Source organism: Pseudomonas sp. HLT2-19-2 (assembly GCF_054898005.1).
Genome location: NZ_CM142712.1, coordinates 3340779 through 3366952, shown reverse-complemented (window position 1 = coordinate 3366952; position 26174 = coordinate 3340779). Strand labels below are relative to the sequence as shown.

The 26174-nt window shown below is 57.4% G+C and carries 19 protein-coding genes and 4 pseudogenes; 12 read left to right on the top strand and 11 right to left on the bottom strand.

What is annotated here, in order from left to right:
* Window positions 1-73: 73 nt before the first annotated feature.
* Both ACYZTU_RS15730 and ACYZTU_RS15725 read right to left on the bottom strand, forming a co-directional pair.
* Entirely contained in the window at window positions 74-1579 is a 1506-nt protein-coding gene (locus ACYZTU_RS15730) for a PhoPQ-activated protein PqaA family protein (protein ID WP_461964070.1), read from the bottom strand.
* 164 nt (window positions 1580-1743) lie between these two features.
* Window positions 1744-2103, bottom strand: coding sequence for a response regulator (locus ACYZTU_RS15725; protein ID WP_461964068.1), 360 nt, complete (start codon window positions 2101-2103; stop codon window positions 1744-1746).
* Window positions 2104-2360: 257 nt separating this feature from the next.
* Between ACYZTU_RS15725 and ACYZTU_RS15720 the strand changes: the two genes are divergently transcribed.
* The 5 genes from ACYZTU_RS15720 (at window position 2361) to ACYZTU_RS15700 (ending at window position 8866) form a co-directional block, all read left to right on the top strand.
* Window positions 2361-5831, top strand: coding sequence for a response regulator (locus ACYZTU_RS15720; RefSeq protein ID WP_461964066.1), 3471 nt, complete (start codon window positions 2361-2363; stop codon window positions 5829-5831).
* The gene (locus tag ACYZTU_RS15715) at window positions 5831-6646 is read left to right on the top strand and encodes a CheR family methyltransferase (RefSeq protein WP_461964064.1); all 816 of its coding nucleotides are present in this window, start codon (window positions 5831-5833) and stop codon (window positions 6644-6646) included. Before ACYZTU_RS15720 ends, ACYZTU_RS15715 begins: the two co-directional genes overlap by 1 nt.
* Complete coding sequence (locus tag ACYZTU_RS15710; RefSeq protein WP_461964062.1) at window positions 6643-7236, top strand: chemotaxis protein CheB; 594 nt, start codon at window positions 6643-6645, stop codon at window positions 7234-7236. The genes ACYZTU_RS15715 and ACYZTU_RS15710 overlap by 4 nt, the downstream gene beginning before the upstream one ends.
* A complete protein-coding gene (locus ACYZTU_RS15705; RefSeq protein ID WP_461964060.1) occupies window positions 7230-8411 on the top strand; it encodes a hybrid sensor histidine kinase/response regulator in 1182 nt (393 codons plus the stop codon). The genes ACYZTU_RS15710 and ACYZTU_RS15705 overlap by 7 nt, the downstream gene beginning before the upstream one ends.
* A 77-nt stretch (window positions 8412-8488) precedes the next feature.
* On the top strand, window positions 8489-8866 hold the full coding sequence (locus ACYZTU_RS15700; protein ID WP_008146959.1) for a response regulator: 378 nt from the start codon (window positions 8489-8491) through the stop codon (window positions 8864-8866).
* A 96-nt stretch (window positions 8867-8962) separates the two neighbouring features.
* On the opposite strand, the pseudogene ACYZTU_RS15695 reads toward ACYZTU_RS15700, so the two are convergent.
* The 8 genes and pseudogenes from ACYZTU_RS15695 to ACYZTU_RS15660 form a co-directional block, all read right to left on the bottom strand.
* Window positions 8963-9901, bottom strand: a pseudogene (locus ACYZTU_RS15695) (ATP-binding protein); the annotation flags it as partial.
* 90 nt (window positions 9902-9991) lie between these two features.
* Window positions 9992-10216: pseudogene (locus tag ACYZTU_RS15690) on the bottom strand (ATPase domain-containing protein); the annotation flags it as partial.
* A pseudogene (locus ACYZTU_RS15685) lies at window positions 10210-10392 on the bottom strand (ATPase domain-containing protein); the annotation flags it as partial. The pseudogenes ACYZTU_RS15685 and ACYZTU_RS15690, both read right to left, overlap by 7 nt.
* A 135-nt stretch (window positions 10393-10527) precedes the next feature.
* Complete coding sequence (locus tag ACYZTU_RS15680) at window positions 10528-11583, bottom strand: tetratricopeptide repeat protein (protein WP_461964058.1); 1056 nt, start codon at window positions 11581-11583, stop codon at window positions 10528-10530.
* 179 nt (window positions 11584-11762) lie between these two features.
* A complete protein-coding gene (locus ACYZTU_RS15675; RefSeq protein WP_461964056.1) occupies window positions 11763-13184 on the bottom strand; it encodes an efflux transporter outer membrane subunit in 1422 nt (473 codons plus the stop codon).
* Window positions 13181-16360 (bottom strand): efflux RND transporter permease subunit, encoded by a 3180-nt coding sequence (locus tag ACYZTU_RS15670; protein ID WP_461964055.1) that lies wholly within the window; start codon window positions 16358-16360, stop codon window positions 13181-13183. Before ACYZTU_RS15670 ends, ACYZTU_RS15675 begins: the two co-directional genes overlap by 4 nt.
* A 15-nt stretch (window positions 16361-16375) precedes the next feature.
* Window positions 16376-17629 (bottom strand): multidrug efflux RND transporter periplasmic adaptor subunit MexE, encoded by a 1254-nt coding sequence (gene mexE / locus ACYZTU_RS15665; protein WP_461964053.1) that lies wholly within the window; start codon window positions 17627-17629, stop codon window positions 16376-16378.
* Window positions 17630-17916: 287 nt separating this feature from the next.
* Window positions 17917-18834, bottom strand: a complete 918-nt coding sequence (locus ACYZTU_RS15660) for a LysR family transcriptional regulator (protein ID WP_449645499.1) — start codon at window positions 18832-18834, stop codon at window positions 17917-17919.
* A gap of 268 nt (window positions 18835-19102) precedes the next feature.
* Here ACYZTU_RS15660 and ACYZTU_RS15655 point away from each other — a divergent pair, with 268 nt between their 5' ends.
* The 3 genes and pseudogenes from ACYZTU_RS15655 to ACYZTU_RS15645 form a co-directional block, all read left to right on the top strand.
* The gene (locus ACYZTU_RS15655) at window positions 19103-20125 is read left to right on the top strand and encodes a zinc-dependent alcohol dehydrogenase family protein (RefSeq protein ID WP_461964051.1); all 1023 of its coding nucleotides are present in this window, start codon (window positions 19103-19105) and stop codon (window positions 20123-20125) included.
* 577 nt (window positions 20126-20702) lie between these two features.
* Window positions 20703-22193, top strand: a complete 1491-nt coding sequence (locus ACYZTU_RS15650) for a hypothetical protein (RefSeq protein WP_461964049.1) — start codon at window positions 20703-20705, stop codon at window positions 22191-22193.
* Between the two features lie 67 nt (window positions 22194-22260).
* Window positions 22261-22419 (top strand): annotated as a pseudogene (locus ACYZTU_RS15645) (PLP-dependent aminotransferase family protein); the annotation flags it as partial.
* Between the two features lie 798 nt (window positions 22420-23217).
* On the opposite strand, the gene ACYZTU_RS15640 reads toward ACYZTU_RS15645, so the two are convergent.
* Window positions 23218-23691 carry an XRE family transcriptional regulator gene (locus tag ACYZTU_RS15640; RefSeq protein ID WP_461964047.1) on the bottom strand — a complete coding sequence of 158 codons (474 nt, stop codon included), beginning with the start codon at window positions 23689-23691 and terminating at the stop codon, window positions 23218-23220.
* 336 nt (window positions 23692-24027) lie between these two features.
* Here ACYZTU_RS15640 and ACYZTU_RS15635 point away from each other — a divergent pair, with 336 nt between their 5' ends.
* From ACYZTU_RS15635 to ACYZTU_RS15620, 4 genes are all read left to right on the top strand, one after another.
* Complete coding sequence (locus ACYZTU_RS15635) at window positions 24028-24432, top strand: DUF6957 family protein (RefSeq protein WP_461964044.1); 405 nt, start codon at window positions 24028-24030, stop codon at window positions 24430-24432.
* Window positions 24433-24474: 42 nt separating this feature from the next.
* A complete protein-coding gene (locus ACYZTU_RS15630; protein WP_461964042.1) occupies window positions 24475-24897 on the top strand; it encodes a hypothetical protein in 423 nt (140 codons plus the stop codon).
* Window positions 24898-25363: 466 nt separating this feature from the next.
* Window positions 25364-25651 (top strand): hypothetical protein, encoded by a 288-nt coding sequence (locus ACYZTU_RS15625; RefSeq protein ID WP_461964040.1) that lies wholly within the window; start codon window positions 25364-25366, stop codon window positions 25649-25651.
* Window positions 25652-25660: 9 nt separating this feature from the next.
* Window positions 25661-26158 carry a hypothetical protein gene (locus tag ACYZTU_RS15620; protein WP_461964039.1) on the top strand — a complete coding sequence of 166 codons (498 nt, stop codon included), beginning with the start codon at window positions 25661-25663 and terminating at the stop codon, window positions 26156-26158.
* Window positions 26159-26174 lie beyond the last annotated feature (16 nt).

Here is a 26174-nt window from a genome sequence, read left to right as displayed (position 1 = left end):
TAAACCACAGCAAGCCTGGCATTGAACTGAACGCTCCGGCGTCAGGCAAGAAAATGGATGACCGAGAACAGATTTACTGACCCGGGGTGGCGGGTAGCGTTCTGCAAAACGCCTCGTCGGCGGGTGGCGCCTGATTCGGATACGTTTCCGGAAGCACCTTGACCATTGTCGTTTCGACAACGCCGTCCGCGTACTCAGCTTCGAAGAACTCTGCGCTCCAACCCACCTTGGGAGCACGGAGAGTCGTCTGGACGTCCATTGAGACCGGCAATTGTGCTGCGGTGTAGCGCACGCCGCAGTTGTACCGGAAGTCCCGAGCCTGCGGATTGCGGGCTGTCCACTGGGTCATCCTGATCGGTATTTCGGACAAGGTCAGGTGCAACTTGGACGATGTGGCGTCCAGGCGCTGCTCCTGTGCCTTTAACCTCGGTGCGGTATTGCCGGTCTGCCGCCGCTTGATATAAGGAATCAGGTTAGCTTCAACAAACGCCCGCACATCGTGGGCGGAATTGGGAATGACCCGAAGTGTATTGTCACCCGGCAGATCCGCAAAATACTGGCGTGAAGCATCCGGGATGAAGAAGTCATCACCACTGGCGTTGACGATGTATTTCGGGATCTTCAAGCGGTCGGTGTAGCCGGACAGATTCCGGTAGGTCATCGGATCTTCGACCTGCATCAGCTTCTTGAACGGCTCGGTCTTGCGTTGGGCGAGCACACCTTGCAAGTAGTAGTCGACGTACGCCAGTGGCCAGTTACCGCCGTAGGCCAGAAACGTCTGGTCGAACACTTTGTCAGTGTTCAAGACGTCGATGACAATCGGCACGATGCTATCGACGCGTGAGTCCACAAGGGCGGACAGCCATACCGCCCAACCGCGTTTCGACGCGCCGGTGGCAAGAAAACTCAGCACCTGGCCTGGCTGCGTTTCCTTTTGCGCCACGTCCATGGCCTTGACCAGCGCTTCCATCATCGGCACATGCAGCGACATAAAGGGCTGTTGTTCCGGGGCCTGCATGAATAGTTTCCAGCTGTGGGCAACGCTGCCATCTTCTGTGCGCGGCACGCCGTCATCGCTGTAGGTTAAATACTGGTTGGGGACATTGCTGACAGCCACCACGATCAAACCGGTTTGCCGGGCAATGTTAAGCAGTGTTTGCTGCGAAAAGTTGTTGGGTGCTCCCGGAGACTCACCGGGCAAAGGGTTATTGACGCCGTCGTTGGCGACCAGCACGGCACGCGTACCCTTGACGTTGTCGGGAATGTACAGGTCGACTCCATGAGTCCAGTCTGCCGGGGCGACTTGACCGCCCTGGCCCCAGGATTGTGACGTCAGCTCGAAGCGCCGGATGTTGACGCCGGGATGTTGCTCTTGTCCCTTACTGATGTAACGCAGCGGTTGCGTCGCTTCGGCTTTGCGATAGCAGCTCAATACTTCGCTGAACGCCTGTTCGCTCTGTTCAAAGCAGTGCTGGGGATTGTCGGAAGAGGCTGACTGGCAACCATATCCTGCGCTGAGCATCAGCAACAATCCGCTGATTTTCAAATAACGTGCGTAGCGTTCGGTTCGACTCGGCATGGACTCGGTTCCTTATGAGTGGGATCACCGGTCCAATCAAACGCCAGGGCGGGCGGTCTTTTCTACTGTCAAACTTGACAGGTCAGCGCCCAAAAACGCCAAAAAATGCAACCTTACATCGGCTTATGCAGAAAAGAGGGGGCCAAGATCCCCAGCCAACTGTCTCAGGCCAGCATGCCTTTGACCTTGTCGCGCAACTGATCAATGGAAAACGGCTTGCCGATCACTGACATTCCTGCAGGCACGTCGATGCTTTCGGCATAACCACTGGCGAACAAAATGGGCAACTCAGGGCGCAGCATCCGGGCCTGAGTGGCCAGTTCACGGCCGTCCATCACCGGCAAGCCGACGTCGGTCATCATCAAATCGATGTACTGATCTTCATCGTTGAGAAACTCCAGCGCCTGCTCGCTGCCATCAGCCTCAAGCACCTTGAACTCCTGCTCCTCCAGCACCTCGACTATCAGCATGCGCACAATGGCATCGTCTTCGACTACCAGGATGATGGATGGGTTGGAGGACATAGTGGGTTCCAAAGGTTGAATGTGTGGTTGCCGGTCGATCGAAATCGCCGGGCTCTTGCTTGAGTAAGTGACGGAACCCGACAAGTTCCCACGCGGTAAAAAAAGAATAGCCGCACACGTGCGGGCAAGGATAACCGCTCCTTCGCGCCGGAGCAGTGGAATGTAGGATTTTGCGCGAAAAGGTTTCAGAAAATTGGATCAATGTGCCACTTTTGGGGCAAACTCCGTGGTTTTCAACAGTTCGACAAGGCTCCCCCATGACATCCGCGTCTTCGGTTGATGAGCAACGATTCCGTAAACTCCTGAGCCGCAACGTCAGCCTGCCGTTGGGTGTCGGCGTGTTCAGTGCGGTGTTTTTTGTCTCGCTGATCACTTACCTGCTGTCGGTGATCCAGTGGGTCGAGCACACCGACCGGGTGATCAATAACGCCAATGAAGCGTTCAAGCTGACCGTCGATCTGGAAACCGGTATGCGTGGCTTCCTGCTCACTGGCAACGAGCAGTTCCTTGAGCCCTACGAGACGGCCAAGCCGCGAATCACTGTCGCCCTCAGGACCTTGCTCGAACTGACTGCGGACAACCCGGTGCAGACCGACCGCCTGCACCGGCTACAGGCCTTGCAGGATGAGTGGGCCACTTACGCAAAAACACTGATCGATTTGCAACGCGCCAGCGGCGATTACCGCGGCGCGGTCAAGGCTGGGCGCGGCAAGCGGCTGACCGATGAGATCCGTAAGCAATTCGAAGACGTGATCGACATGGAGCAGCAGTTGCGCACCACGCGTAACGAGGACGTGCGCCGCACCACGATCTGGAGCATCAGCCTTTATCTGTTGTTCATCGCCGGTATCAGCGCATTGCTGGCCTACATTGGCCGTCGGGATTTGCTCAACCTTTCGCACAGTTACAGCGCCAACATCAACACGCAACAGGCCAGCGCCCAGCGTCTGGAACAACAGGCCTGGCTGCGCAACGGTCAAACCGAACTGGCCGAGCAAGTGCTGGGGCAACTGTCGCTAAACCTGCTGGGCCGCAACATTCTGCAATTTTGTGCGCAGTACCTCGGCACGGCCGTAGCGGCTATTTATGTTCGTGAAGAACACGGTGGCCTCAAACGCATTGCGTCCTACGGTTTCTCCCGCGAGCAGGAAGCACTTGAGCAGCAGATTTACAGCGATGAAGGCATTGTCGGCCAGGTAGCGAGCCAGGCTCGCTTGATCCGTCTCGATGACGTACCGAGTGATTACTTCAAGGTCAGCTCCGGCCTGGGCGAAGGTCTGCCGCATAGCGTGCTGGTCGTGCCGACCAGTGACGACGATCGGGTCAACGGTGTGATCGAACTGGGCTTCTTGCGCCCGTTGACTGACCGTGATGTCGAATTGCTTGAACTGATTGCCGGCAACATCGGCACGTCCATCGAGGCCGCTCGTTATCGCCAACGCTTACAGGAAGTGCTGGCCGAAACCCAGCAGCTCAATGAAGAGCTGCAAGTTCAGCAGGAAGAACTCAAGACCGCCAACGAAGAGCTGGAAGAACAGTCGCGGATTCTCAAGGAGTCCCAAGCGCATTTGGAAACTCAACAGGTCGAGCTTGAACAAACCAATGAACAGCTCGCCGAGCAGCGCGACGTGATGGACCTGAAGAATACCGAACTCAATCAAGCCCAGTCCCAGCTCGAAGAACGCGCCGAAGAGTTGCAGCGCTCGAGCAAGTACAAGTCTGAATTCCTCGCCAACATGTCCCACGAGTTGCGCACGCCGCTGAACAGCTCGTTGATCCTGGCCAAGTTGCTGGCGGAAAACCCTCAGGAAAACCTCAGCGCCGAGCAGGTCAAGTTTGCCGAGTCGATCTACTCTGCCGGCAATGACTTGCTCAACTTGATCAACGACATTCTCGACATTTCCAAGGTCGAGGCCGGCAAGCTTGAGATACGACCAGAGAACACCAGTGTCGCGCGTCTGGTGGATGGCTTGCGCGGGATGTTCCAGCCATTGGCTGCCGACAAGACGCTGGATTTCCAGGTCGAGGTGCAGGCCGGTGCGCCGATGATGATCTTCACCGACCGTCAGCGCCTGGAGCAGGTCATCAAGAACCTGCTGTCCAACTCGGTGAAATTCACCGAAAAAGGCACCGTCAGCCTGACTGTCGCCAGCCAGCCCGGCGACGGTATCGCTTTCATCATTCGCGATTCGGGGATCGGCATCGCCGAGGATCAGCAGGAAAGCATTTTCGAAGCCTTCCGCCAGGCCGATGGCACCACCAATCGCCGTTACGGCGGCACCGGCCTGGGTTTGTCGATTTCCCGTGATCTGGCCGCCTTGCTGGGCGGGTCCATCAGTGTCACCAGCGAGCCTGGGCAGGGCAGTGTGTTCACGCTGGTTTTGCCGCAGCAATACATTGAACCGGGCGAAGAGCCTGTGGAGCCGATGAGAGCCACGCCGGTTGTCATTACGCCGAGAATGCCGACCGCCGCGCGGGTGCCGCTGATTGCCGAAGTTGATATCCCGCGTTTCGACGACGATCGCACCAAGGCGCCATTCGCCACTCGGTGCATTCTGGTGGTGGAAGATGAACCGAACTTTGCGCACATCCTTTACGACCTGGCGCATGAACTGGGTTATCAGTGCCTGGTGGCCCACGGTGCCGACGAAGGCTACGACCTGGCCACAGAGTTCATCCCCGATGCCATTCTGCTGGACATGCGTCTGCCGGATCATTCCGGGTTGACCGTGTTGCAACGTCTGAAGGAACACGCTGAAACCCGGCACATTCCGGTGCATGTGATTTCGGTGGAAGACCGGGTCGAGGCCGCGATGCACATGGGCGCCATCGGGTATGCGGTCAAGCCGACCACTCGCGAAGAACTCAAGGACGTGTTTGCCCGCTTTGAAGCCAAGCTGACCCAGAAGGTCAAACGCATCCTGCTGGTCGAAGACGATGATTTGCAGCGCGACAGCATTGCCCGGCTGATCGGCGACGATGATGTCGAGATCACTGCCGTTGGCTTGGCACAGGATGCCCTGAACCTGCTGCGAACGACGATTTTCGACTGCATGATCATCGACTTGAAGCTGCCGGACATGCTTGGCAACGACCTGCTCAAGCGCATGTCCACCGAAGATATCTGCTCGTTCCCGCCGGTGATCGTCTACACCGGGCGCAACCTGACCCGGGACGAAGAGGCCGACCTGCGCAAGTATTCGCGCTCGATCATCATCAAGGGTGCGCGCTCGCCCGAGCGTTTGCTGGATGAGGTCACACTCTTTCTGCACAAAGTCGAGTCCAGGTTGTCCCATGAACGACAGAGGATGCTCAAGACCGCGCGCAGCCGCGACAAGGTTTTCGAGGGTCGCAAGGTGCTGCTGGTGGACGACGATGTACGCAATATCTTTGCCCTCACCAGTGCCCTGGAGCAAAAGGGTGCAGTCGTGGTCATCGGTCGAAACGGCCGTGAAGCGATTGAAAAGCTGAATGAAGTCGAGGACATCGATCTGGTGTTGATGGACGTGATGATGCCGGAGATGGATGGCTACGAAGCCACCATTGAGATCCGCAAGGACCCGCGCTGGCGCAAGCTGCCTATCATTGCGGTGACGGCCAAGGCCATGAAGGACGATCAGGAGCGCTGTCTGCAAGCGGGCTCCAATGATTATCTGGCCAAGCCCATCGATCTGGATCGCCTGTTCTCGCTGATTCGCGTGTGGTTACCGAAGATGGAACGTATTTAGTGGAGCGAAATAGCGAAATCGAATTGCGCTTGTTGATCGAGGCGATCTACCTCAAATACAGCTATGACTTTCGTGACTACTCCGGCGCTTCGATCAAGCGTCGGGTCAATCACGCGTTGAGCCAGTTCGAGTGCGCCACTATTTCGGCGTTGCAAGAAAAGGTCCTGCATGACCCGACGGCGTTCATGCAATTGCTGCAATTGCTGACGATCCCGGTCAGCGAAATGTTTCGTGACCCTTCGCATTTCCTGGCGATCCGCCAGGAAGTGGTGCCACTGCTCAAGACTTACCCCTCGATCAAGATCTGGATCGCCGGTTGCAGCACGGGGGAAGAGGTCTATTCGATGGCCATTCTGCTGCGCGAAGAAGGCTTGCTTGATCGCACCATCATTTACGCCACCGACATCAATCCACGCTCGCTGGATAAAGCCAAGCAAGGGATCTTCTCCATGGAGAATGTCCGCGCCTACACTCATAACTATCAGCAGGCAGGTGGCCAGCGTTCTTTCGCCGATTACTACACGGCGGCATACGGTTACGCCATTTTCGACAAGACGCTGTGTGAGAACGTGACCTTCGCCGATCACAGCCTGGCGACCGACAGTGTCTTCTCAGAAACTCAATTAATTTCGTGTCGTAATGTTTTGATTTATTTCAATAAAAATCTCCAGGATCGTTCGTTCGGATTGTTCCATGAATCCCTTTGCCATCGAGGATTCCTGGTGCTGGGCAGCAAGGAAACACCGGACTTTTCTGCCTACGGGAACCTGTTCGAACCGTTGGTCAAACAAGAACGGATTTACCGCAAATCATGAACAGTGCAGCGGATTTGCCTTCTATAGAGGCTATCGTGATCGGCGCCTCGGCCGGCGGTGTAGAGGCGCTGCTGAATATTCTCAGCCCACTGCGAGAAGGCTTCACGCTGCCGATCATCGTGGTTCTGCACCTCCCTGACGAGCGTCGCAGCCAGCTGGCCGAAGTGTTCGCCCGGCGAGTCGCCATGCCTGTATTGGAAGCCTGCGACAAGACGCTGGTCGAAGCAGGAACGCTATATTTCGCCACACCGGGTTATCACTTATCGGTGGAGCAAGACCGCAGTTTTTCGTTGAGCCTTGAAGCCCGCGTGCATCATTCGCGACCGGCCATCGATTACCTGTTTGAGTCGGCCGCCGATGCCTATGGTTCATCCCTGGCGGCGGTGTTGTTGACCGGTGCCAACCGCGATGGCGCCCGCGGTCTGGCCCAAGTCAAATATCGTGGCGGCATGACCATCGTTCAGGACCCGGACGAAGCCCAAGTCGCGACCATGCCCCTGGCAGCGCTGGATACACACCAGCCGGACCACATCCTCCCTTTACGCGGCATCGGCCGTCTGCTTGTCGAGCTGGAACGAATCGCATGTTAAGTACTATCCAAGCCAAACTGCTGATCGTCGACGATCTGCCGGAGAACCTGCTGGCGCTCGAAGCGCTGATCAGGCGCGAAGACCGTATCGTCTACAAAGCCTTGTCCGCCGACGAAGCCTTGTCGCTGTTGCTGCAACACGAGTTCGCCATGGCCATTCTCGACGTGCAGATGCCTGGGATGAACGGCTTCGAGCTGGCCGAGCTGATGCGCGGCACGGAAAAGACCAAGAACATCCCGATCGTGTTCGTCAGTGCGGCCGGTCGTGAGCTGAACTACGCGTTTAAGGGCTACGAAAGCGGCGCCGTGGATTTCCTCTACAAGCCGCTGGATATCCACGCGGTCAAGAGCAAGGTCAACGTGTTCGTCGAACTGTTTCGCCAAAGCAAGGCGATGAAACAGCAGGTCGAGGAGCTGGAGCAGAGTCGCCGTGAGCAGGAAGCGCTGCTCAAGCAATTACAAAGTACCCAGCTGGAACTGGAGCAAGCGGTGCGCATGCGCGATGACTTCATGTCCATCGTTGCTCATGAAGTCCGCACGCCGCTCAATGGCCTGATCCTCGAAACCCAGTTGCGCAAGATGCACTTGGCCCGGGATAACGCCGCGGCGTTCGCTCTGGACAAAATGCACGCGATGGTCGATCGCGACGAGCGGCAGATCAAAAGCCTGATTCGCCTGATCGAAGACATGCTCGATGTGTCGCGAATTCGTACCGGCAAGTTGTCGATCCGACCGACGCGCTTCGATCTGTCGGCGCTGGTTCGCGGCTTGTTGCAGAACTTCGCCCCGCAGATCGATGCTGCCGAGTGCTCGGTAGCGCTCGACGCCGAGCAACCGGTGGTGGGCAACTGGGACGAATTTCGCATTGAACAGGTGATCTCCAACCTGATGACCAATGCTCTACGATACGGCGCCAAGAGTCCGATCACCGTTCAGGTGTACAGTGAGAACGGTGAGGCTCGGGTGGACGTGCGCGATCTTGGGATCGGCATCGACGAAGAGAACCAGAAACGTATTTTCCAGCAGTTCGAACGAGTCACGGCCAAACACGCTGTCGCGGGGTTGGGCCTTGGATTGTTTATTTCTGAGCAGATTGTGGCCGCCCATGGCGGTTTCATTACCGTCGAAAGCCGGATTGGCGAAGGCGCCTTGTTTCGCGTTTGTCTGCCGCTGTAGGAAAACAGCCCGATAAACGCAACCTCTGATCGACCCCACGGTCGTATCAGCAGCTATTGACCGAACAAAGGCTTCCCATGAGTGAAGATGCACAAGACGTCGTATTGATCGTCGAAGATGACCCCTCGATTTTGATGGTGCTCTCGGCCTATCTGTCGGGTGAGGGCTACCGGGTGTTGCAGGCCGAAAACGGCGAACAGGCCTTCGAAATTCTGTCGAGCAAACCCCACTTGGACATGATGATCACCGACTTCCGCCTGCCGGGCGGAATTTCTGGCGTCCAGATTGCTGAACCTGCCGTGAAGCTGCGACCGGAGCTCAAGGTGATCTTTATCAGCGGTTATCCGCAGGAGATCCGCGAGACGGACAGCCCGATCACCCGTAAGGCGCCGATCCTGGCCAAGCCGTTCGATCTGGATGTACTGCAAGAGCTTATGCAGGAAATGCTGTCGTAAGGCCCTTTGTAGGAGCGAAGCTTGCTCGCGAAGAACGATAACGCGGTGTGTCAGAACTTACGCCTTCGCGAGCAAGCTTCGCTCCTACAGGGGCATTCAAATCCGGATCATCTCCCGCACCTTCGCCGTCAATAGGTCGAAGGTGAAGGGCTTGGTGATCATCTGCATGCCTGGCTCAAGGAACCCGCCGCGCACCGCCGCGTGCTCGGCATACCCGGTGATGAACAACACCTTGAGTTCGGGCCGATACTGCCGGCCGATTTCCGCCAGTTGCCGGCCATTCATGCCCGGTAACCCGACGTCGCTGATCAACAGATCGATACGCTGCGCGGAATCGAGAATGGGCACCGCGCTGTCGGCATCGCCTGCCACGACGAAGGCATAACCTAGCTCACTCAATACCGTCCTGACCAACACCCGCACCGCCGGATCATCCTCGACGATCAGCACCGTTTCGCCGTTCTGTGCGAAGGGGGCGTGCTAGAGGTCTATCGGGCTGACCTGAGGGACGTCACCGCCGAAACGTGGCAGGAATAGACACACCGTGGTGCCTTTGCCCACTTCACTGTGAATGGCGACGTGGCCGCGCGATTGTTTGCTGAAACCATAAATCATCGACAGTCCAAGGCCTGTGCCCTGACCGATTGGCTTGGTGGTAAAGAACGGATCAAAGGCTCGGTTGATGGTGCTTTGCGGCATGCCACAGCCGGTGTCCGTGACGCTCAGCACCACATAATCACCCGGTTGCAGGTTGCTCTGGGCCTCGGTGAACGCAATGTCCAGATGTTGATTGCTGGTCTTCACCACCAGTTTGCCGCCGTCGGGCATCGCATCCCGGGCATTGATCACCAGATTGAGCAGGGCGCTTTCCAGTTGGTTGGGGTCGGCCTCGGCCACCCAGAGTTGCTCGTTCAGTTGCATGTCCAGATGAATGCTTTCGTTGATGCTGCGTTGCAGCAGTTCGCCCATGGAAACCACCAGGGCGTTCATCTCCACGGGTTTGGAGTCCAGCGACTGACGCCGGGAGAATGCCACCCGCTTCGTTGAGCATCAGCAGCGCTATCTGGCTGTCACGACCCAGCGGCGCGAGAATGATCGCGCGCTCGGACTTCGCCTCTTGGGCAATCACGGACTGGCTTCCTCAAGCAAGGGTCTGCTGGCACCCAGATAAGTAGGGACGCCGCTCAATACCCCCTGAAACGCATCCAGCGGTTCACCGATGGTCATGCCCTGAGCGCTGATGCGGTACTCACGAATGGTCGACTCATGGCTGCCCGTGCGTTTCTTGATGATCGAGATCGCCCGGCGAACCTTGCCCAGTGCTTCGAAGTAGCGGAACAGGATGAGGGTTCGCCGGCACGAGCGCCGGCCAACAAGAAATGCAAAGCGACGGTGGTTTTGCCGGTACCGGATTCACCCTCCAGTAAAAACACATGGCCGCGGGACAATCCACCGGCCAGGATGTCATCCAGACCTTCGATGCCGGTGGCGGCTTTTGCACTGATCAACTCGTTAGATGTAGACAAAAAATGCCCTCTCATGACTAGGGGGAACGAGGCAGCAGGCCGTAAGTGCCTGAATGGACTGCCTGTTCACTTGACCCTTGGCTGAGATGACGAGTTCAACGAGTTCAACGAGTTCAACGAGATTTTTTGCTGTTGTTAAAGCCCTTGCTGCAACGCAGGGTCGTCGGGATTGAGTTGTTCAAGTTGCGCCAACAGAATCTGTACGTTTTGCAGCTGTCCGCTTTCCTTCCAGTAGTTGATCAGCAGTACCCGGGCCTTGCGGTCGGCCGGGTGGCGCTGGACGATCTCCTGCAACTGTTTCTGCGCCGCTTCCAGCTCCTGTTCATCATGAAGCGTGGTGGCCAGGTCGTAACGGTATTCCTTGTTGTCCGGCTCCAGCTCCACGGCCTTGGAAAGACCGAGCAGGGCAAATTCACTTTGCCCGTGATGCAGCAGCCAGAGACCCAGGGCATGTTGCAGGTAGGCTGAATTGGGTTGGGCCTTCAGCTGCTTGGCCAACAGCTGCCGGGCGGCATCGTTTTGGCCCTGTCGATCCAGCACTTCGATTTGCATCACCAGCGCCGGCAGGTTGCCGGGCGCAAGACGCAAGGTGTTCTCCAGTGCCTGTCGCGCCTCTTTCAATTCTGCGTTGTGCAGATGCAGTCGAGCCAATTGATAGTGGTTGTCGGCGTTCTCCGGCTGACTCTTCAGATCCTGTTCCCAGGCATCGATGGCTTGCTCCAGCGGCCCGAAATACAAACCGAGATCGTCCAGCGTAAGCCCCAACAAGGCGTTGACGGCGGCATAGCGGACGCGCTGTTCGCTGTCATCGAGTAACGGGCCCAGCAGCAGACTGCGCTGACCGCTGGGCACCAGGCCGCTGATGCTTTTGATCGCCGCAATGCGCACGTCTGGCGATTCATGCTGCAAGTCCGCATCGGCCAGTTTCAGCGCCACGGAGCTGGGGTAGTTGGGCAGTTCGGCATGCAACCAGATGCGGCGTTTGGCCGATATATCAGCGCGGCCCAATTGCTGGTAGAGCACCCGCGCTGCACCCGGTTGGCCTGCGCGCGCCTGGTTCAGCGCTTCGCTGTAGCCACGCTTGATCGCCTCCGGCACTGCGGGGGTTGTGCTGCGCAGGAAAACCCAGGCAAGGCCGATGGCAAACAGGACGCAGAGGCTGATGAGCAGGTAGCGGCGGGACTGGGGCATGCAGGAATCCGGGAGCTGGCAAGCTGTTGTAAGGTTGCCAGCTTCGGTCAGGCAGGGCTGTGAGTCAAACCCGGTGTTGGGGGGATGTGGCGAGCAGACAAAAAAAGCCCCGCGACCGAATGAGGCGCAGGGCAAAGGAATTGGTTGGTTGCGGCCAACCAAAGGAGCTCGTTAAAACATTACTGGCTGGCGACCGTCTCTGGCTGCCAGCCACCGCCAAGGGCTTTGTAAATCGCGACAATGCCGCGGTACAGATCAACTTCGGCCTGGGCCTGGGTGTCTTCAGCCGCCAGACGCTCGCGCTGGGCGTCGAGCAGGACGAGGAAGTCCGCCGTGCCTTCGCGGTAGCGAATGTCGGCCAGGTCGGCCGCGGCGCGGCTGGATTCACTCTGACGAATCAGCGAGATCAGGCGTTGTTGACGTTTGCCGTAGTCGCTAAAGGCGTTTTCTGACTCTTCCAACGCCAACAGTACTTGTTGCTCGTAGGTCGCCAGGGCGCCTTCGGCATTAGCATCGGCGCCACGTAAACGGGCGCGCACGCTGCCAAGGTCAAACGCCGCCCAGGTAATACTTGGGCCCAGTGCCCAGGCATTGGCTGCCGAGGAGCCGATTTGCGAACCGCGCCCGGCAGTGAAGCCAAGGAAGCCGCTGAGGCTGACCCGTGGGAACAAATCAGCCTTGGCCACGCCGATACGGGCAGTGGCGGACGCCAGTTTGCGCTCGGCGCTAAGGATGTCCGGGCGACGTTGCAGCAGTTCGCCCGGATCACCGATCGGCAGGGCCTTGGCGATCGCCGGCATATCTTTTGGACTCAGGTCGACGGTCAGCCTGTCCGGACGTTCACCCAGCAGGGTGGCGATGCGGTTGCGTTGACGAACCTGTTCGGCCTGCAACTGCGGCACGCTGGCTTCGACGGAGGCCAGGCGTGCATCGGCGCGGACCACATCGAGCTGATCGCCGACGCCGGCGTCACGAAGGCTGACGGTGATCTTGCTCGATTCCTGCTGGTTGTTCAGGTTGGCCAGGGCGATCTTTTCCCGCAGCTGCGCACCGCGCAGTTGACCGTAAGCGTCCACCAGTTCGGCAATCATGGAGACTTGCAGTTGGTACAGATCGGCTTCGAGCGCCTGCTGTTCGGCGTCGGCGGATTCCAGGTTGCGCTGGATACGGCCAAACAGGTCGATCTCCCACGCCATGTCCAGGCCCAGGTCGTAGCGTTCGCTGTTAACCCGTTTCGTGGTCTGGCCCGGGATCTGCCCCTTGGCCAGGTCACTGCTGGCCCGGCTGGTGATGGTCGGCATGGCGTCATTGCTGACGTCGTCGCGAATCGCCCGCGCCGCTTTCCAGCGGGCGAAGGCCACGCGTAAATCACGGTTGCCTTGCAGCGAGTGAGTCACCAACTGGTTGAGCGTCGGGTCTTCAAACTGCTGCCACCAGATGCCTTCGAAACGCGCGCGGTCGAAGTTCTTCTGACCGGCGCTGCCATCGGTGGCGGTCGTGATGTTGGCCGGCTCAGTGGCTGGAGTCTTGTAGTCCGGGCCGACGGCACAGGCACTCAGGGCCAGTACCAGAAGGCTCGGCAGGAAGGCTTTCAGGCTCATTGTTGCGCCTCCAGTTTCAGGGCCTTGGCCGCTTTTCGCGCTTCACCGCGCTCCACAAAGTTACGAATCAATACGTAGAACACTGGCGTCAGCAACAGACCGAAGAAGGTCACCCCGAGCATCCCGGAGAACACCGCCACACCCATGGCATGACGCATTTCGGCACCGGCACCGCTGGAGAAGACCAGAGGCACAACACCCATGATGAACGCGAAGGAAGTCATCAGGATCGGCCGCAGACGCAGACGGCAGGCTTCGAGCACCGCCGCCAGCGGGTTCATGCCTTCATCCTGTTTATCCTTGGCAAACTCGACGATCAGAATCGCGTTCTTACAGGCAAGCCCCACCAGTACGATCAAGCCGATCTGGGTGAAGATGTTGTTGTCGCCACCCGAGGCAATCACACCGGTGATGGCCGACAGCAGGGTCATCGGTACGATCAGGATCACCGCCAGTGGCAGGCTCCAGCTTTCGTACTGTGCCGCGAGTACCAGGAACGCCAGCAGTACGCAGAGCGGGAACACGAACAGCGCAGTGTTGCCGGACAGAATCTGCTGGTAGGTCAGGTCAGTCCACTCGTAGGTCATGCCGTTCGGAAGTTCTTCCATGAGCAGTTTCTCGATGGCTTTTTCGGCCTGGCCGGAGCTGTAGCCGGGGGCGGCCGCACCGTTGATTTCAGCGGTGATGAAACCGTTGTAGTGCATCACGCGGTCCGGGCCCGAGGTGTCACTGACCTTGATGAAGGTCGCCAGCGGGATCATCTCGCCTTTGTTGTTACGCACTTTCAGCTGACCGATCTGGTCCGGTTCGAGACGGAACTGCTGCTCGGCCTGAACGTTGACCTGATAGGTACGACCGAAGCGGTTGAAGTCGTTGGCATACAGCGAACCCAGATAGATCTGCAGGGTGTCAAAGATGTCGCTGACGGCCACGCCATGAGTCTTGGCTTTTTCCCGGTCGATAGCCGCATCGACCTGCGGCACGTTCACGGTGTAGCTGGTGAAGAGGGCGGCCAGTTCCGGCACGTTGTGGCTTTTGTTGATGATGTTCATGGTTTCTTTGTACAGCTCGTCATAACCCAGGTTGCCCCGGTCTTCGATCTGCAGGCGGAAACCCCCGATGGTACCCAGGCCTTGTACGGGCGGCGGCGGGAAGATCGCCATGTAGGCTTCCTGAATCCCGGCGAACTGGCCGTTCAATGCACCGGCAATCGCACCAGCAGACATGCTCGGGTCTTTGCGCTCGTCGAACGGTTTCAGGGTGACGAAGACGATGCCGGCGTTAGGGCTGTTGGTGAAGCCGTTGATCGACAGGCCAGGGAAGGCCACCGCACTTTCCACGCCAGGCTGTTTCAGGGCCAGGTCGGACATGCGTTTGATCACGTCTTCGGTACGGTCCAGGCTCGAGGCATCCGGCAGTTGAGCGAAGGCCACCAGGTATTGCTTGTCCTGGCCGGGTACGAAACCGGTCGGGGTGTTGGCGAAACCGAAGAAGGTCAGCACCATCAGGCCTGCGTACAACAGCAGGGCGATACCGCTGCTGCGGATAACCCGGCCCACGGTGCCGACATAGCCGTGGCTGGCCTTGTCAAAGAAGCGGTTGAACGGGCGGAACAGCCAGCCACCAAAGATCTTGTCGAGGACCTTGGAGAAACGGTCTTTCGGCGCGTCATGGCTTTTGAGCAACACAGCCGCCAGGGCAGGCGACAGGGTCAGCGAGTTGAACGCCGAGATAACGGTCGAGATCGCAATGGTCAGGGCGAATTGCTTGTAGAACTGCCCGGTCAACCCGGAGATGAAGGCCGCCGGGATAAACACCGCACACAGCACCAGCGCCGTCGCGATGATCGGACCGGTCACTTCGCGCATGGCCCGCTTGGTCGCTTCGACCGGAGTGAGCCCCAGTCCGATATTTCGCTCGACGTTTTCCACCACCACGATGGCGTCGTCCACCACGATACCGATGGCCAGTACCAATCCGAAGAGTGACAGGGCGTTCAGCGAGAAACCGAACAAGTGCATCACCGCAAACGTACCGATCAGCGAAACCGGCACCGCCACCAACGGAATGATCGAGGCGCGCCAGGTTTGCAGGAACAGGATCACTACCAATACAACGAGGATCAGTGCTTCGAAGAGCGTATGAACCACTGCTTCGATCGAGCCGCGCACGAAGATCGTCGGGTCATAGACGATGCTGAAGTCCATGCCTTCCGGGAAGTTCTTCTTCAGCTCGGCCATTTTCTCCCGAACGTCGTTGGAAATCTGAATCGCGTTGGAGCCTGGGCGCTGGAAAATCGGGATCGCTACCGCCGGTTGGTTGTTCAGCAAGGAACGCAGGGCGTACTGGCTGGAACCCAGTTCAATCCGAGCGATGTCTTTCAGGCGCGTGATTTCACCGTTGTCGCCGGAGCGAATGATGATGTTCTCGAACTCTTCTTCAGAAACCAGACGGCCTTGCGTGTTGACCGACAGCTGGAATGCGGTGGCATTCGGTGCAGGAGGTGCTCCCAATGCACCGGCAGCCACCTGACGGTTCTGTTCACGGATGGCGGTCACGACGTCGGTGGCGGTCAGGTTACGCGAAGCGGTCTTGTTCGGATCGAGCCAGACCCGCAGCGAGTAATCGCCCATACCGAACAACTGCACGTCACCGACACCGCCCAGACGCGCCAGCTCATCCTTGATGTTGAGCAAGGCGTAGTTGGACAGGTAGAGCATATCGTAGCGTTTGTCCGGCGAGGTCAAGTGCACAACCATGGTCAGGTCGGGCGAAGCCTTGTCCACGGTGATACCGATGCGCGTCACTTCCTCGGGAAGTTTCGGCTCGGTCCGGGTCACACGGTTCTGCACCTGCACCTGTGCGTTGTCCAGGTCAGTGCCCAGGGCGAAGGTGATGGTCAGGGTGATCTTGCCGTCCGCAGTGGACTGCGAAGACATGTACAGCATGTTTTCGACGCCGGTGATGGCTTGCTCCAGCGGAGCTGCCACGGTTTCACCGATGACTTTTGGGTTGGCGCCCGGGAAGTTGGCACGGACCACAACGGTCGGCGGAACCACTTCCGGGTATTCGCTGATCGGCAACTGGAACAGCGAGATGGCGCCGGCGATCAGGATCAGCAGCGAAAGCACCGCTGCGAAGATCGGCCGCGAAATGAAGAATTGGGAAAAATTCATCGGAGTTATCGTCCCTTAACCGCGTGGAGTCGCAGCAGCCAGTTTCACAACCGAACCCGGCGCGACCTTGGCAGGTGCGACTTGGGGCAGGTTGCTGGCTTCCAGCGCTTGTCGTTGTTGAGCCAGAGCGGCGAGGGTTTGTTCGCTGGCCATCGGAATCACTTCAGGGGTGACCGGCGAGCCAGGGCGAACCCGTTGCAGACCCTTGACGATGACGGTGTCATCCTTGTTCAGGCCGCTGCGCACGATGCGCAAGCCTTCAATCTTCGGACCCAGTTCGACTGAGCGGTACACCGTCTTGTTGTCGGCATCCATCACCAGTACGAACTTTTTACCCAAATCGGTACCGACCGCTTCGTCATTGATCAACACGGCAGAGTAGGTGCCGCTGCCGACCAGTTTCAGGCGGGCATACAGGCCTGGGGTGTAAGCGCCGCCGCTGTTGTCGAACACTGCACGACCGCGGATGGTGCCGGTTTTCGGGTTGACCTGGTTGTCGACGAAGTTCATCACGCCTTGGTGCGGGTTGCCGTCTTCATTGGACAGGCCAAGGTAAACCGGGGTGGTTGCACCGCGTTTGCCTTGGCGAGCGAGCGCGGTGTACTTGAGGAATACACGCTCGTCGGCGTCGAAGTAGGCGTAGACCTTGTCAGTGGAAACCACACTGGTCAGCGCAGTGGTATCGGCGGTCACCAGGTTGCCGGCGGTGATTTCCGCACGGCTGACGCGACCACTGATCGGCGCAGTAACACGGGTGAAACTCAGGTTCAGTTTGGCCAGGTCCAGTTGCGCCTGGAGGGCGCCGACGGCGGCGCGGGCTTCTTGCGAAGCACTGGTGCGCGAATCGGCCAGTTCGGCGGAAATCGCATTACTGGTGCGCAGACGCTCACCGCGTTGGGCTTCATTTTCGCTGCGGGTGGCGTTGGCGCGGGATTGGGCAACCAGGGCTTCGAGGCGGCGGACCTCGGCCTGGAATGGACGTGGGTCAATCTGAAACAACAGGTCGCCTTTCTTGACCAATGCGCCTTCAGTGAAGGCCACTTCATCGATCTGGCCGGAGACCCGTGGACGAATTTCTACGGTTTCCGGCGCTTCGAGGCGCCCGGTGAATTCGTCCCATTCATTGACCGGTTGTTCCAGCACCTTGGCCACGCTGACTTTGGCTGCGGGCATAGTGGCGGCCGTGTCCGGAGTCTTGCCGCAGGCGCTCATCACCAGCACGGCCAACAGGGCCAACGGGAAGCGCAAATGTTTGAGTGATTGTTCCATGGATGCATCCGCCAATGTATTGAGAATGGACGGATGATGCTCGGCGAGGATGTATCGCACGAATCGAATGAGGCAAAGGTAACTATCATTCGGAATGATATAAGGCCCCGGCAAGCCCTCTAGCGTGCACCTTTCGTTAGGTGGCTATCAATCTGCCTGATGACAAATCTGTGTTGCGGGGAGTGCAAAGATCTGGCTTGGGGCCGAGTCGAGGTCACCCCTTCAAGTCTAAACATACAAGCGAGCTTGCTCGCGATAGGGCCATCAACCCAAACATATTTCCAGGCTCAGGCCAAACTATCCGGATCCCCAAAGAACATCTGAATCCGCGATCTTAGCCACCGCTCGCCGGGATCATTGTCCTGCGACCCACGCCAGGCCATGTGCAACTCAAAGCTGCGCACCGGCAATGGCGGATCTTCAGCCCGCACACCGCCAGCGGCTGTCAGCGCATCAGCCGTGTAATCAGGCACGGTCGCGACAATATCGGTCCCGCTGATGAGTGTGCTGAGTCCGTTGAACTGCGGCACCGCGAGGACCACATGTCGTTTGCGCCCGAGCTTTTGCAGCTCTTCATCTATAAAGCCGCTGAGGTCGCCCGCGAAGGACACCAGCGCATGAGGCCGCGCGCAGAAATCATCCAGGCTCAATGGCCCTGGTACCGTGTCGGCCCGCAACAGCTTCGGCATGCTGCGGCGCAGCACCTTGCGTTTGGCGTTGGCCGGCAAGTCGGCGGTGTAGCTGACGCCGATGGAAATCTCGCCCGAGGCCAGCAGGCTCGGCATCAGGATGTAGTTGGCCCGACGCACCACCAGCACGATCCCCGGTGATTCGGCGCGCAGACGCTTGAGCAGCATCGGTAGCAGGGCGAATTCGACATCGTCCGACAGACCGATGCGAAACACCGCCGTGCTGGTGGCTGGGTCAAATTCCGCGGCACGGCTGACTGCGGTGGAAATCGAATCCAGTGCAGGCGAGAGCAGGGCGAAGATTTCCACCGCTCGGGCGGACGGTTCCATGCTACGGCCGGTACGCACGAACAACGGATCATCGAACAAGCCGCGCAGGCGCGAGAGTGCCGCACTGATGGCCGGCTGGCCGAGGAACAATTTCTCCGCAGCGCGGGTCACACTGCGTTCGTGCATCAATGTTTCGAAAACGATTAACAGGTTCAGGTCGACACGACGCAGGTCATTACGATTCATCTGGAGTCCTGGCAGAGTCATCAAGCTTGACGAAAGCGGCCATATGGGAACAATGGCCGGCATGAATATTAAGGGGAAAGGCTGCTACTCTGCACCGAGTAATTCAGTTTTCCTGAAAAGGCTGCTTCGGTTTTCACGGCATTTGACGATGTCGCCGGCGCTGCGGAATCAATGACAGGCATGTCGACTATTAATAGCCACTGATAGTCTTGGGTAGAAAGCCCAGATAGAGTTCAGGGCATTAGAGGTTTCTTTGACGAGGTTTGCGATGTCCCGCACGATCCGTTTTCACAAGTTTGGTCCAGCCGAGGTGCTCAAATGCGAAGAGCATGCGGCCGCTCTCCCTGCGCCGGGCGAAGTGCAGGTGCGCGTCGAGGCGATTGGCATCAGCTGGTACGACATTCTCTGGCGCCAGAACCTGGCCTCTTCACACGCTCGTCTGCCTTCAGGCCTTGGCCATGAAATGTCCGGCGTCGTCACGGCGGTCGGCGAGGGCGTTGATGATCTGACGGTCGGCGACAAGGTTGCCAGCTTCCCGGCTGAAAGCCCGAACGACTACCCGGTCTACGGTGAGCAGATTGTTCTGCCGCGCTCGGCACTCACCCGTTACCCGGACGTGCTCAGCCCGATCGAAGCCAGCGTGCATTACACGCCGCTGCTGATCGCCTACTTTGCTTATGTCGATCTGGCACGGGTCAAACCGGGGCAATTCGCGCTGGTGACCGACGCCAGTCACTGTGCCGGTCCGTCCTTCGTCCAACTGGGCAAGGCGCTGGGCATTCGGGTAATTGCCGCCACCAAAACCGCGGAAGAACGTGAATACCTGCTGTCCCTCGGCGCCGAGAAAGTCATCGTCACCGAAGAACAGGACCTGCTGATGCAGATCAACAAGATCACCGACAATCGCGGCGTGGACGTGGTGTTCGATGGTCTTGGCGGCCCACAGATGTCGTTGCTCGGCGATGTGCTTGCACCTCGCGGTAGTCTGGTGCTGTACGGCCTGCAAGGTGGCAACCAGACGCCATTCCCGGCCTGTGCAGCGTTCCAGAAGAACATTCAGTTCTTTGTGCACTGCATCGGCAACTTCACCGGCAAGCCGGAGCTGGGCATCATCCAGGACCAGGTCGCACTGCAACGTGCCTTGCGCGACATCAACCAGCTGACCGCCGACCGCGTGCTGCTGCCGCTCAAGACGCGGGTCTTCCCGTTTGCCGAGTTTGTCGAAGCTCACCGCTACATGGACGAATGTCCATGCCGCGAACGGGTCGCCCTCCAGGTCCAACCTGCATAAGCCCTTTAGATAAGCCCCTCTGCAAGAGTCCGTGCCCCACGGACTCTTCTGTATGCGTCATCTGCCATAAATGAGACCTTCCATTGACCGGTCAATGGGGCAGTTCAGCAACTGAACTGGTTTTTGCTCTCAATCTGTATCTTCTAATCATCATATAAGCCTTGATAATTGAATGATTACTTTCATCTCAAGGAATGAGTCATGGCTGGGTATCTGGTTGATACTTTTCAATACACACTGTTAATAGATATCCGACAAATAGCGCGTCGTTGCGCAGTTGCCGACAAAACATGGGCGACTTCTTTCTTTATTTCTTGTGCTAAATGTCTGTGGGACGCTGTCGGACATTTCCTAGGATGTTGCGCGCAGCCGCAAGAGGCAGACTCTGCAGGGCCTCGCGGCAACCTGTCTCTGGCGGGAGCAGGGGTGACGTCCAAACATTTCAAATAATTACCAAAAACTTAAGTGTTAGCATTTGGCAATAGCGTCCAGTACTTCAATCGTGGCAGGCAACCCATTGCGCAGTGCATGTCGTTGTTAGTGCGATATCGAACTTACAAGCATCAGGTAAATTAAGATGACCAATATTCATGATCAAGCGATGAACTATGTCTATCAGCAAGTGCTGCAGCGATTGTTGAGTTTCTTCTCTCGCGCCGAACGCACGGCATTGCAGCTTATGATTCAGCGCCTGGTGGTAGCCGCCGGGGGCATGGAGCGTATTGGCGATTACAAGGTCCTGGCGATTCAGTCCGGGTCCCGCGACAGTTGCTACACTCTGGCGCTGCTACGCGCAGCACAACTGAGTATTGCCGGTCGGGCGCCTGCGACATTCCGGTTGCGAGTGGCTTCCTTGCGTTTGAACGGCGTAAGCTCGACGGCCCTGGAAAATATCCATCGCAGCTACAGCGCCTTGTTCCTCTACGACGATCCTCGGGTCGAAGTGTTGATGGTCGATAACCGGGAAGTCCTGCCGTTCAACCACCTGACACCGATCTCCGACGCCGGCCGTGAGTCGAATCGGCTCAATCTTTTGATGGTTGGCCATCGTCGCACCTGTAATGGGCTGCATGATCTGTGGGACGACGGATACCTGGCCACCGGTGAGTTCTATGGGCAAATTGCTCGTTGGGACAGCGGTGTCGATGCATTGGTCAGTAGCGACACGCCTCGCCAGCAGAAACAGTTTCTCGACGGATTGAAGCGTGCTGCCGCCAAAGCCGGGCTCAAGTCCTCGAATCACTACGAAAGCGGCTACGAGGAGCTATTCGCGCTGCTCGATGAACTGGGCAGCGACTGTTACCGCGCTTTTTATGCTGAGCATGAGCAGGCAGTGTGGCGTCCGGCTGAACGATTTGAGGCGTGTCGCCGCGCCACGTACATCGACATTCACGACATGCTGGTCAGCAACCTCGAAGAGCGCTGGCCACTGACCACCGAGTTTCTTGGTTATCAATCCGATGAGCCGGCGGCACAGCTCAGCGACAACGAGCACGTCAGCTTTTCTATCTGCGCACACGTTCGGGGTTTGCAGTCGTGCTTCGTACACGGTCGGAGCTACGAGACGGGTGTCGCCGAATATCTGCAACGGACATTGGTGATGATGCGCCGCAAACAACTGGCGGAACGGTTGTGCGAACAAGCGGTGGAGGCGTTTGGCAACCCGGCAACGTGGGCCGAGCAGCGAGTTCTGGCAGCGGCCGAGACTCAAAAAGACCTTGGCCTGAGCGAGGCGCAACTGGTGTGCCTGCTCTATTCACCGTTTGTCGAGCATGGCGCTGCGCTTGAGCGTTTTCTGCGTCAGTGCCACCCCGGCATGCTCGTGGCGATGCCCGATTTGCACCGGGCAATGCAGGGTAACCCGGTGCCGGAGCAGGTTCTGCAATGGATGACCGACGTCAGCGGGTTGCCTGTCCACCTAATCAGCAAGCTTTACCGCATGGATCCGGTGTCTGCGGATGAGGGTAGGGCAGGCGTCCCGGAAATAAGCCGCGCAGGTTTGCAGGCCGAGGCAGCCGAATATGACGACGACACGGCTGTGGCGGATGAATGGTCAGCGGGGCGCTGAAAGTGCCTGGTTTGACGGACTTATTGACGATGCATGATCACGTTTACATGGCATTCGGCCCTTGCCCATGAAAGGGCCACGAGAAACCGACTTCGCGTATCAGGCGGTGTACCGATATCTGACCAATCTGATCAATGAGCCGGTGGGTGACACGCGCATCCGTCTGCCTTCGTTACGACAGTTGGCGGACCGTCTGAGTGTATCGATCTCGACCATTCAGTACGCTTAGTGACTTAGCGTTGTCAACGACTATGTAAAAAAATCTAAATTCTGGGATGCCCGTATAGCAAGGCCTACAGCTGATAATCATCACCAGCATGCTCAACTTACGCTGAAAACGTAAAAATAGCCCCCAAATATACCCGTCTGTTTACACTTTCATATTGGCATCTCGGAGACCACTGAAGCCCGTATTTCTGGCACCGCTGCCCGACCGCAGCAATGCTGAAGGGAGCATAGGCGGAAAAGATCGGGGATAACGCTCCATCGATGACGAACAGATCGAACGTCTTGGATGTCGGACGTTAGGAGAGGGAGGGGGTGACGACTTTGGATTTTGGCAATTGATGTGATTCGAGGAGCTAACCTAGATTGACTTCTGGCGTGCCCTTCGGGAACGGCTATCGTAAGCCGGGCTGCTTGGCGTCTCGGCCTTGGCGGGCTGCTATCCGCATGCCCGCGCGCTCCACTTGCCGCTCCCTGAGCATACCTAAGAAGCCGCCTGCGGCGGAAAAACAAAATGTAGCGCCAGGCCCGCGTTTTCGGCGTGTTCCAGGTGTTGGCTCAACCGAGTTGTCTGGTTGGAGGACGAATGCTGGGGTGACGGCTCTCACATGCTACGCATTTTCATCCGCACGCCTTTGGCCATTCGGCCCGCGCACTCCGCTTGCTCGGCGGTCGAGGTGAACGCCTAGCTATACGGCTAGCGCCTCTACACGCGGATAGACTCGGCCAAACGTGAATACTTAATCGCGGCCTCCTAAGTGGGGCGCGATCTTAGCCTCGACCACTGACTGCGAAATACCTAGGACTTCTTCCAGTATTCCCTCACAGACGTCAAAGCCAGCCCTAACTGCGCCGCTGCCTGCTGCTGCGTCACACCTTCCGCCTTAAGCGCCAATACCGCTCTCTCGTTATCTGCGTTTAGCGGTTTGCCACGTCCTCGTTTTATGAGGTTACCGTCGGCATCGAACTGTTCGCTGAGCACCTTCATGCCACCCTCAGCTTCGAAGGCCGCCACGTCGGTCAAGGCACGGCCAATCACGGTGAGTGGCTGCTCACCCTGACGGTGGGCAATGCAGAGGGTAAGCATCGCTATGGGATCGAGACCAAGGGATTGCGCCAACTCGTCAAATTGCTCGACGGTGATGCTGGTTTGCGCGTTCTCGAGAGCACTGACTTTACGCCGGTGGGTCGCATCCGAGACGTCAGCGTACCTGGCGCGCCGGACTAGGCGTAGCGCCCGAAGTACGCCTGCAAATGCGGTTCTCAGTTCCATGACTTTCTCAAAAGTCAGGATATAGCCATAACTGAGCTTTACGAATAAACGTCAATATAGTGTATTATCCGTTCTGCCGGGTGCACCGGCGGGCTAGATGCCTCGGTTCGAAGGTAGTAGGGCGCGAGCAAGGCTTTCTCTAGGAGCACTAAAACCGACGTACCTGTGGGCACCCCAGATATAGAGTTGCTCTAAATACCTCGAGCACCGAGATCGGGGGTACGCAGACCGAGATCAACCATCACCTTGGTTCGAGAAGGGGTTGGCTTCCGGTTGCGAGACCTATGAAGCGAGCGTGCACTGAACACATTAGCTGGATTGACGGAGATTTTGAGATTGAGCAGAGATGAAAACGAAGGGGCTGAAGAACTACTCACCGGCCCTGGCGAGCCCCGCAATGGATCGTTGGGCTCCTACGAGATTCTCACAGGGCTCGTGCGAGCTTTCTATCCGTACAAGCCCTACTGCATGATCGAGGATTGGACGATTTTTCGAGTAGACGTCACTGAAGACGAGCTCAACAAAATCCACGGCGAAGGCCAGCTTCCCCTCATCGTTTTTGCTAACAATGTCGTCTTCGACAGCCAGAGAAGATTTGATGTCGGTGACTGGGTGCGCTCCACGTTCGCGGTTTCGTTTGAAGAAGGGTTTTTCTTTGAAACGCGAAATACGATCTATGTGTTGATGGGGCCTGGTCACGAAAAAGTCATCAGCCTCAAAACAGCTCTTTCTTTTTTTTAAACGTACATCTCGCGTGCGAGCGTTCGAAGTTGAGAATCAAAGATGTTCAGAACCAACGAAAGTGACATGGCGGGCGTACCAGGCATGTTCGGAGAAGGCCTGTCACATTGGCACATGATCTCTCGCTCCATCCAGACGCACTGGTACCACGTCACTCTAAAAATTCGTCACGAAGATCGACTGGTCTCTTTGGTTGTGATGCCGAGTGACGAGAGCAAGCTCCACGAAATTCTTTCGTCGCAAAGCTCCGATATTGTGGTTACCGAAGTCCAGGCTGTAACGCCCCCATGGATGAACAGAGGCGGTGAATGGCTTATGGAAAAATTATCTGGAGTATCCATTGGCTTTGACGGGAACGACATCCAAGTTTGTGTGCTGGAGCTGGAGAGCGGTTCTGTCTATACCGACGTTCACGCCCCATCTTTCACCGTCGAGTCGTTGACCAAAATCCGGAAAATCTATTGATCAGGGATCTGCCAATGACGAATGGCACAGAAATCGAACTCCACTCCAAACGCTTGACCGACTTTCATATTTTGCGAATTATTCGAGCGCGTAAGCATTCATACAATGAGCCCATAACCGCATTCTTGAGTGACGTTTTCATCTACGCAAACTCAGCGGTGGGTGTCGTTTATGGTCACGTTAATCAAGGCCCTCATGGGCGCTATGCAGACGAACACCTTTTGCGCACCAGCGATATCAGTCAAGCGCAAAAGGAAGGGCGGTACTGGGTGCTAACCACTCAGAATTCCCGATACGTCGTCGCCTCTTTCAAACGAGATAACGGCAGGGCTAGTTTTAGAAGCTTTCTACGGCGAACTAAATGTAGTTTTCACTAGGCGAGCTCTCACTACGAACGACGCTCAAGAAGGCTGCCGGCCTCTAGGGGCGTCTATCGGATGATCCGCGAAATTTACGGGGGTAGAAGGTGGAATTACTCATTCGCAAAGGTGAACCACTCAGCTTATCGTATGGCATTTTTGCGTCATACAATCGCTGCGGCCCATTTAAAGCGCTTAAAGATTTCGACCTTCTTGAGACGATTGAGGTATACAAAAGTCAGACCTGTGAGGCTGCGGACGAATATTCCCTGCTGTCTGATTTTCCTGATTACCTAATCGCACGCCGGTACATAGAATTAACGCCGTGTCGAAATATCCACCTCGGCGAGTTCAATGGGTTCGATGTGAGACAGAAGGTCGATTCTGATGAATGAGCGTCAAGGTTGAAGCTCTTTCTGGACTGCGAGTTTACTCGGCTCAACAAAGACACCAAGCTCATCTCTTTGGGGCTGGTGGCTGAGTCAGGTCAAGAGTTCTACGTCGAGCTTCTGGATACCTATGACGTCACTGACTGCAGTGAGTTTGTCATCGAGCACGTACTCCCGCAACTCAACCCATCGCTGCATGGCCAAACCTTTGCGGCATCTCAAGCATCCTTAAGCGGTTTCCTTGCGTGCTTTGATGAGACGCTCGAAATATGCACGGACGCCCCGGATTGGGACTGGGATTTTTTTTGTGACCTGGCATATGTGGATCGCCGCTGGCCAGCACATGTCATTAACCGGCCAACCAACCTCACCACGCTATTCAGCAAGGTGAGCACCGACGCCCTGCAAGAGGTGGAGCTCCCAGACCTGCCGCATCATGCCCTGTTGGACGCACGGATCCTTGCATTGCTTTACAAGGGTTTGGCTTCAGCTTTGTACCCCAACATAGATTAGAAAATATGCGGAGGGT

Coding starts and splice junctions, on each gene's coding strand:
- ACYZTU_RS15730 (WP_461964070.1), bottom strand. CDS start 1,579: ATGCCGAGTCGAACCGAACGCTACGCACGTTATTTGAAAATCAGCGGA.
- ACYZTU_RS15725 (WP_461964068.1), bottom strand. CDS start 2,103: ATGTCCTCCAACCCATCCATCATCCTGGTAGTCGAAGACGATGCCATT.
- ACYZTU_RS15720 (WP_461964066.1), top strand. CDS start 2,361: ATGACATCCGCGTCTTCGGTTGATGAGCAACGATTCCGTAAACTCCTG.
- ACYZTU_RS15710 (WP_461964062.1), top strand. CDS start 6,643: ATGAACAGTGCAGCGGATTTGCCTTCTATAGAGGCTATCGTGATCGGC.
- ACYZTU_RS15705 (WP_461964060.1), top strand. CDS start 7,230: ATGTTAAGTACTATCCAAGCCAAACTGCTGATCGTCGACGATCTGCCG.
- ACYZTU_RS15700 (WP_008146959.1), top strand. CDS start 8,489: ATGAGTGAAGATGCACAAGACGTCGTATTGATCGTCGAAGATGACCCC.
- ACYZTU_RS15680 (WP_461964058.1), bottom strand. CDS start 11,583: ATGCCCCAGTCCCGCCGCTACCTGCTCATCAGCCTCTGCGTCCTGTTT.
- ACYZTU_RS15675 (WP_461964056.1), bottom strand. CDS start 13,184: ATGAGCCTGAAAGCCTTCCTGCCGAGCCTTCTGGTACTGGCCCTGAGT.
- ACYZTU_RS15670 (WP_461964055.1), bottom strand. CDS start 16,360: ATGAATTTTTCCCAATTCTTCATTTCGCGGCCGATCTTCGCAGCGGTG.
- mexE (WP_461964053.1), bottom strand. CDS start 17,629: ATGGAACAATCACTCAAACATTTGCGCTTCCCGTTGGCCCTGTTGGCC.
- ACYZTU_RS15660 (WP_449645499.1), bottom strand. CDS start 18,834: ATGAATCGTAATGACCTGCGTCGTGTCGACCTGAACCTGTTAATCGTT.
- ACYZTU_RS15655 (WP_461964051.1), top strand. CDS start 19,103: ATGTCCCGCACGATCCGTTTTCACAAGTTTGGTCCAGCCGAGGTGCTC.
- ACYZTU_RS15650 (WP_461964049.1), top strand. CDS start 20,703: ATGACCAATATTCATGATCAAGCGATGAACTATGTCTATCAGCAAGTG.
- ACYZTU_RS15640 (WP_461964047.1), bottom strand. CDS start 23,691: ATGGAACTGAGAACCGCATTTGCAGGCGTACTTCGGGCGCTACGCCTA.
- ACYZTU_RS15630 (WP_461964042.1), top strand. CDS start 24,475: ATGTTCAGAACCAACGAAAGTGACATGGCGGGCGTACCAGGCATGTTC.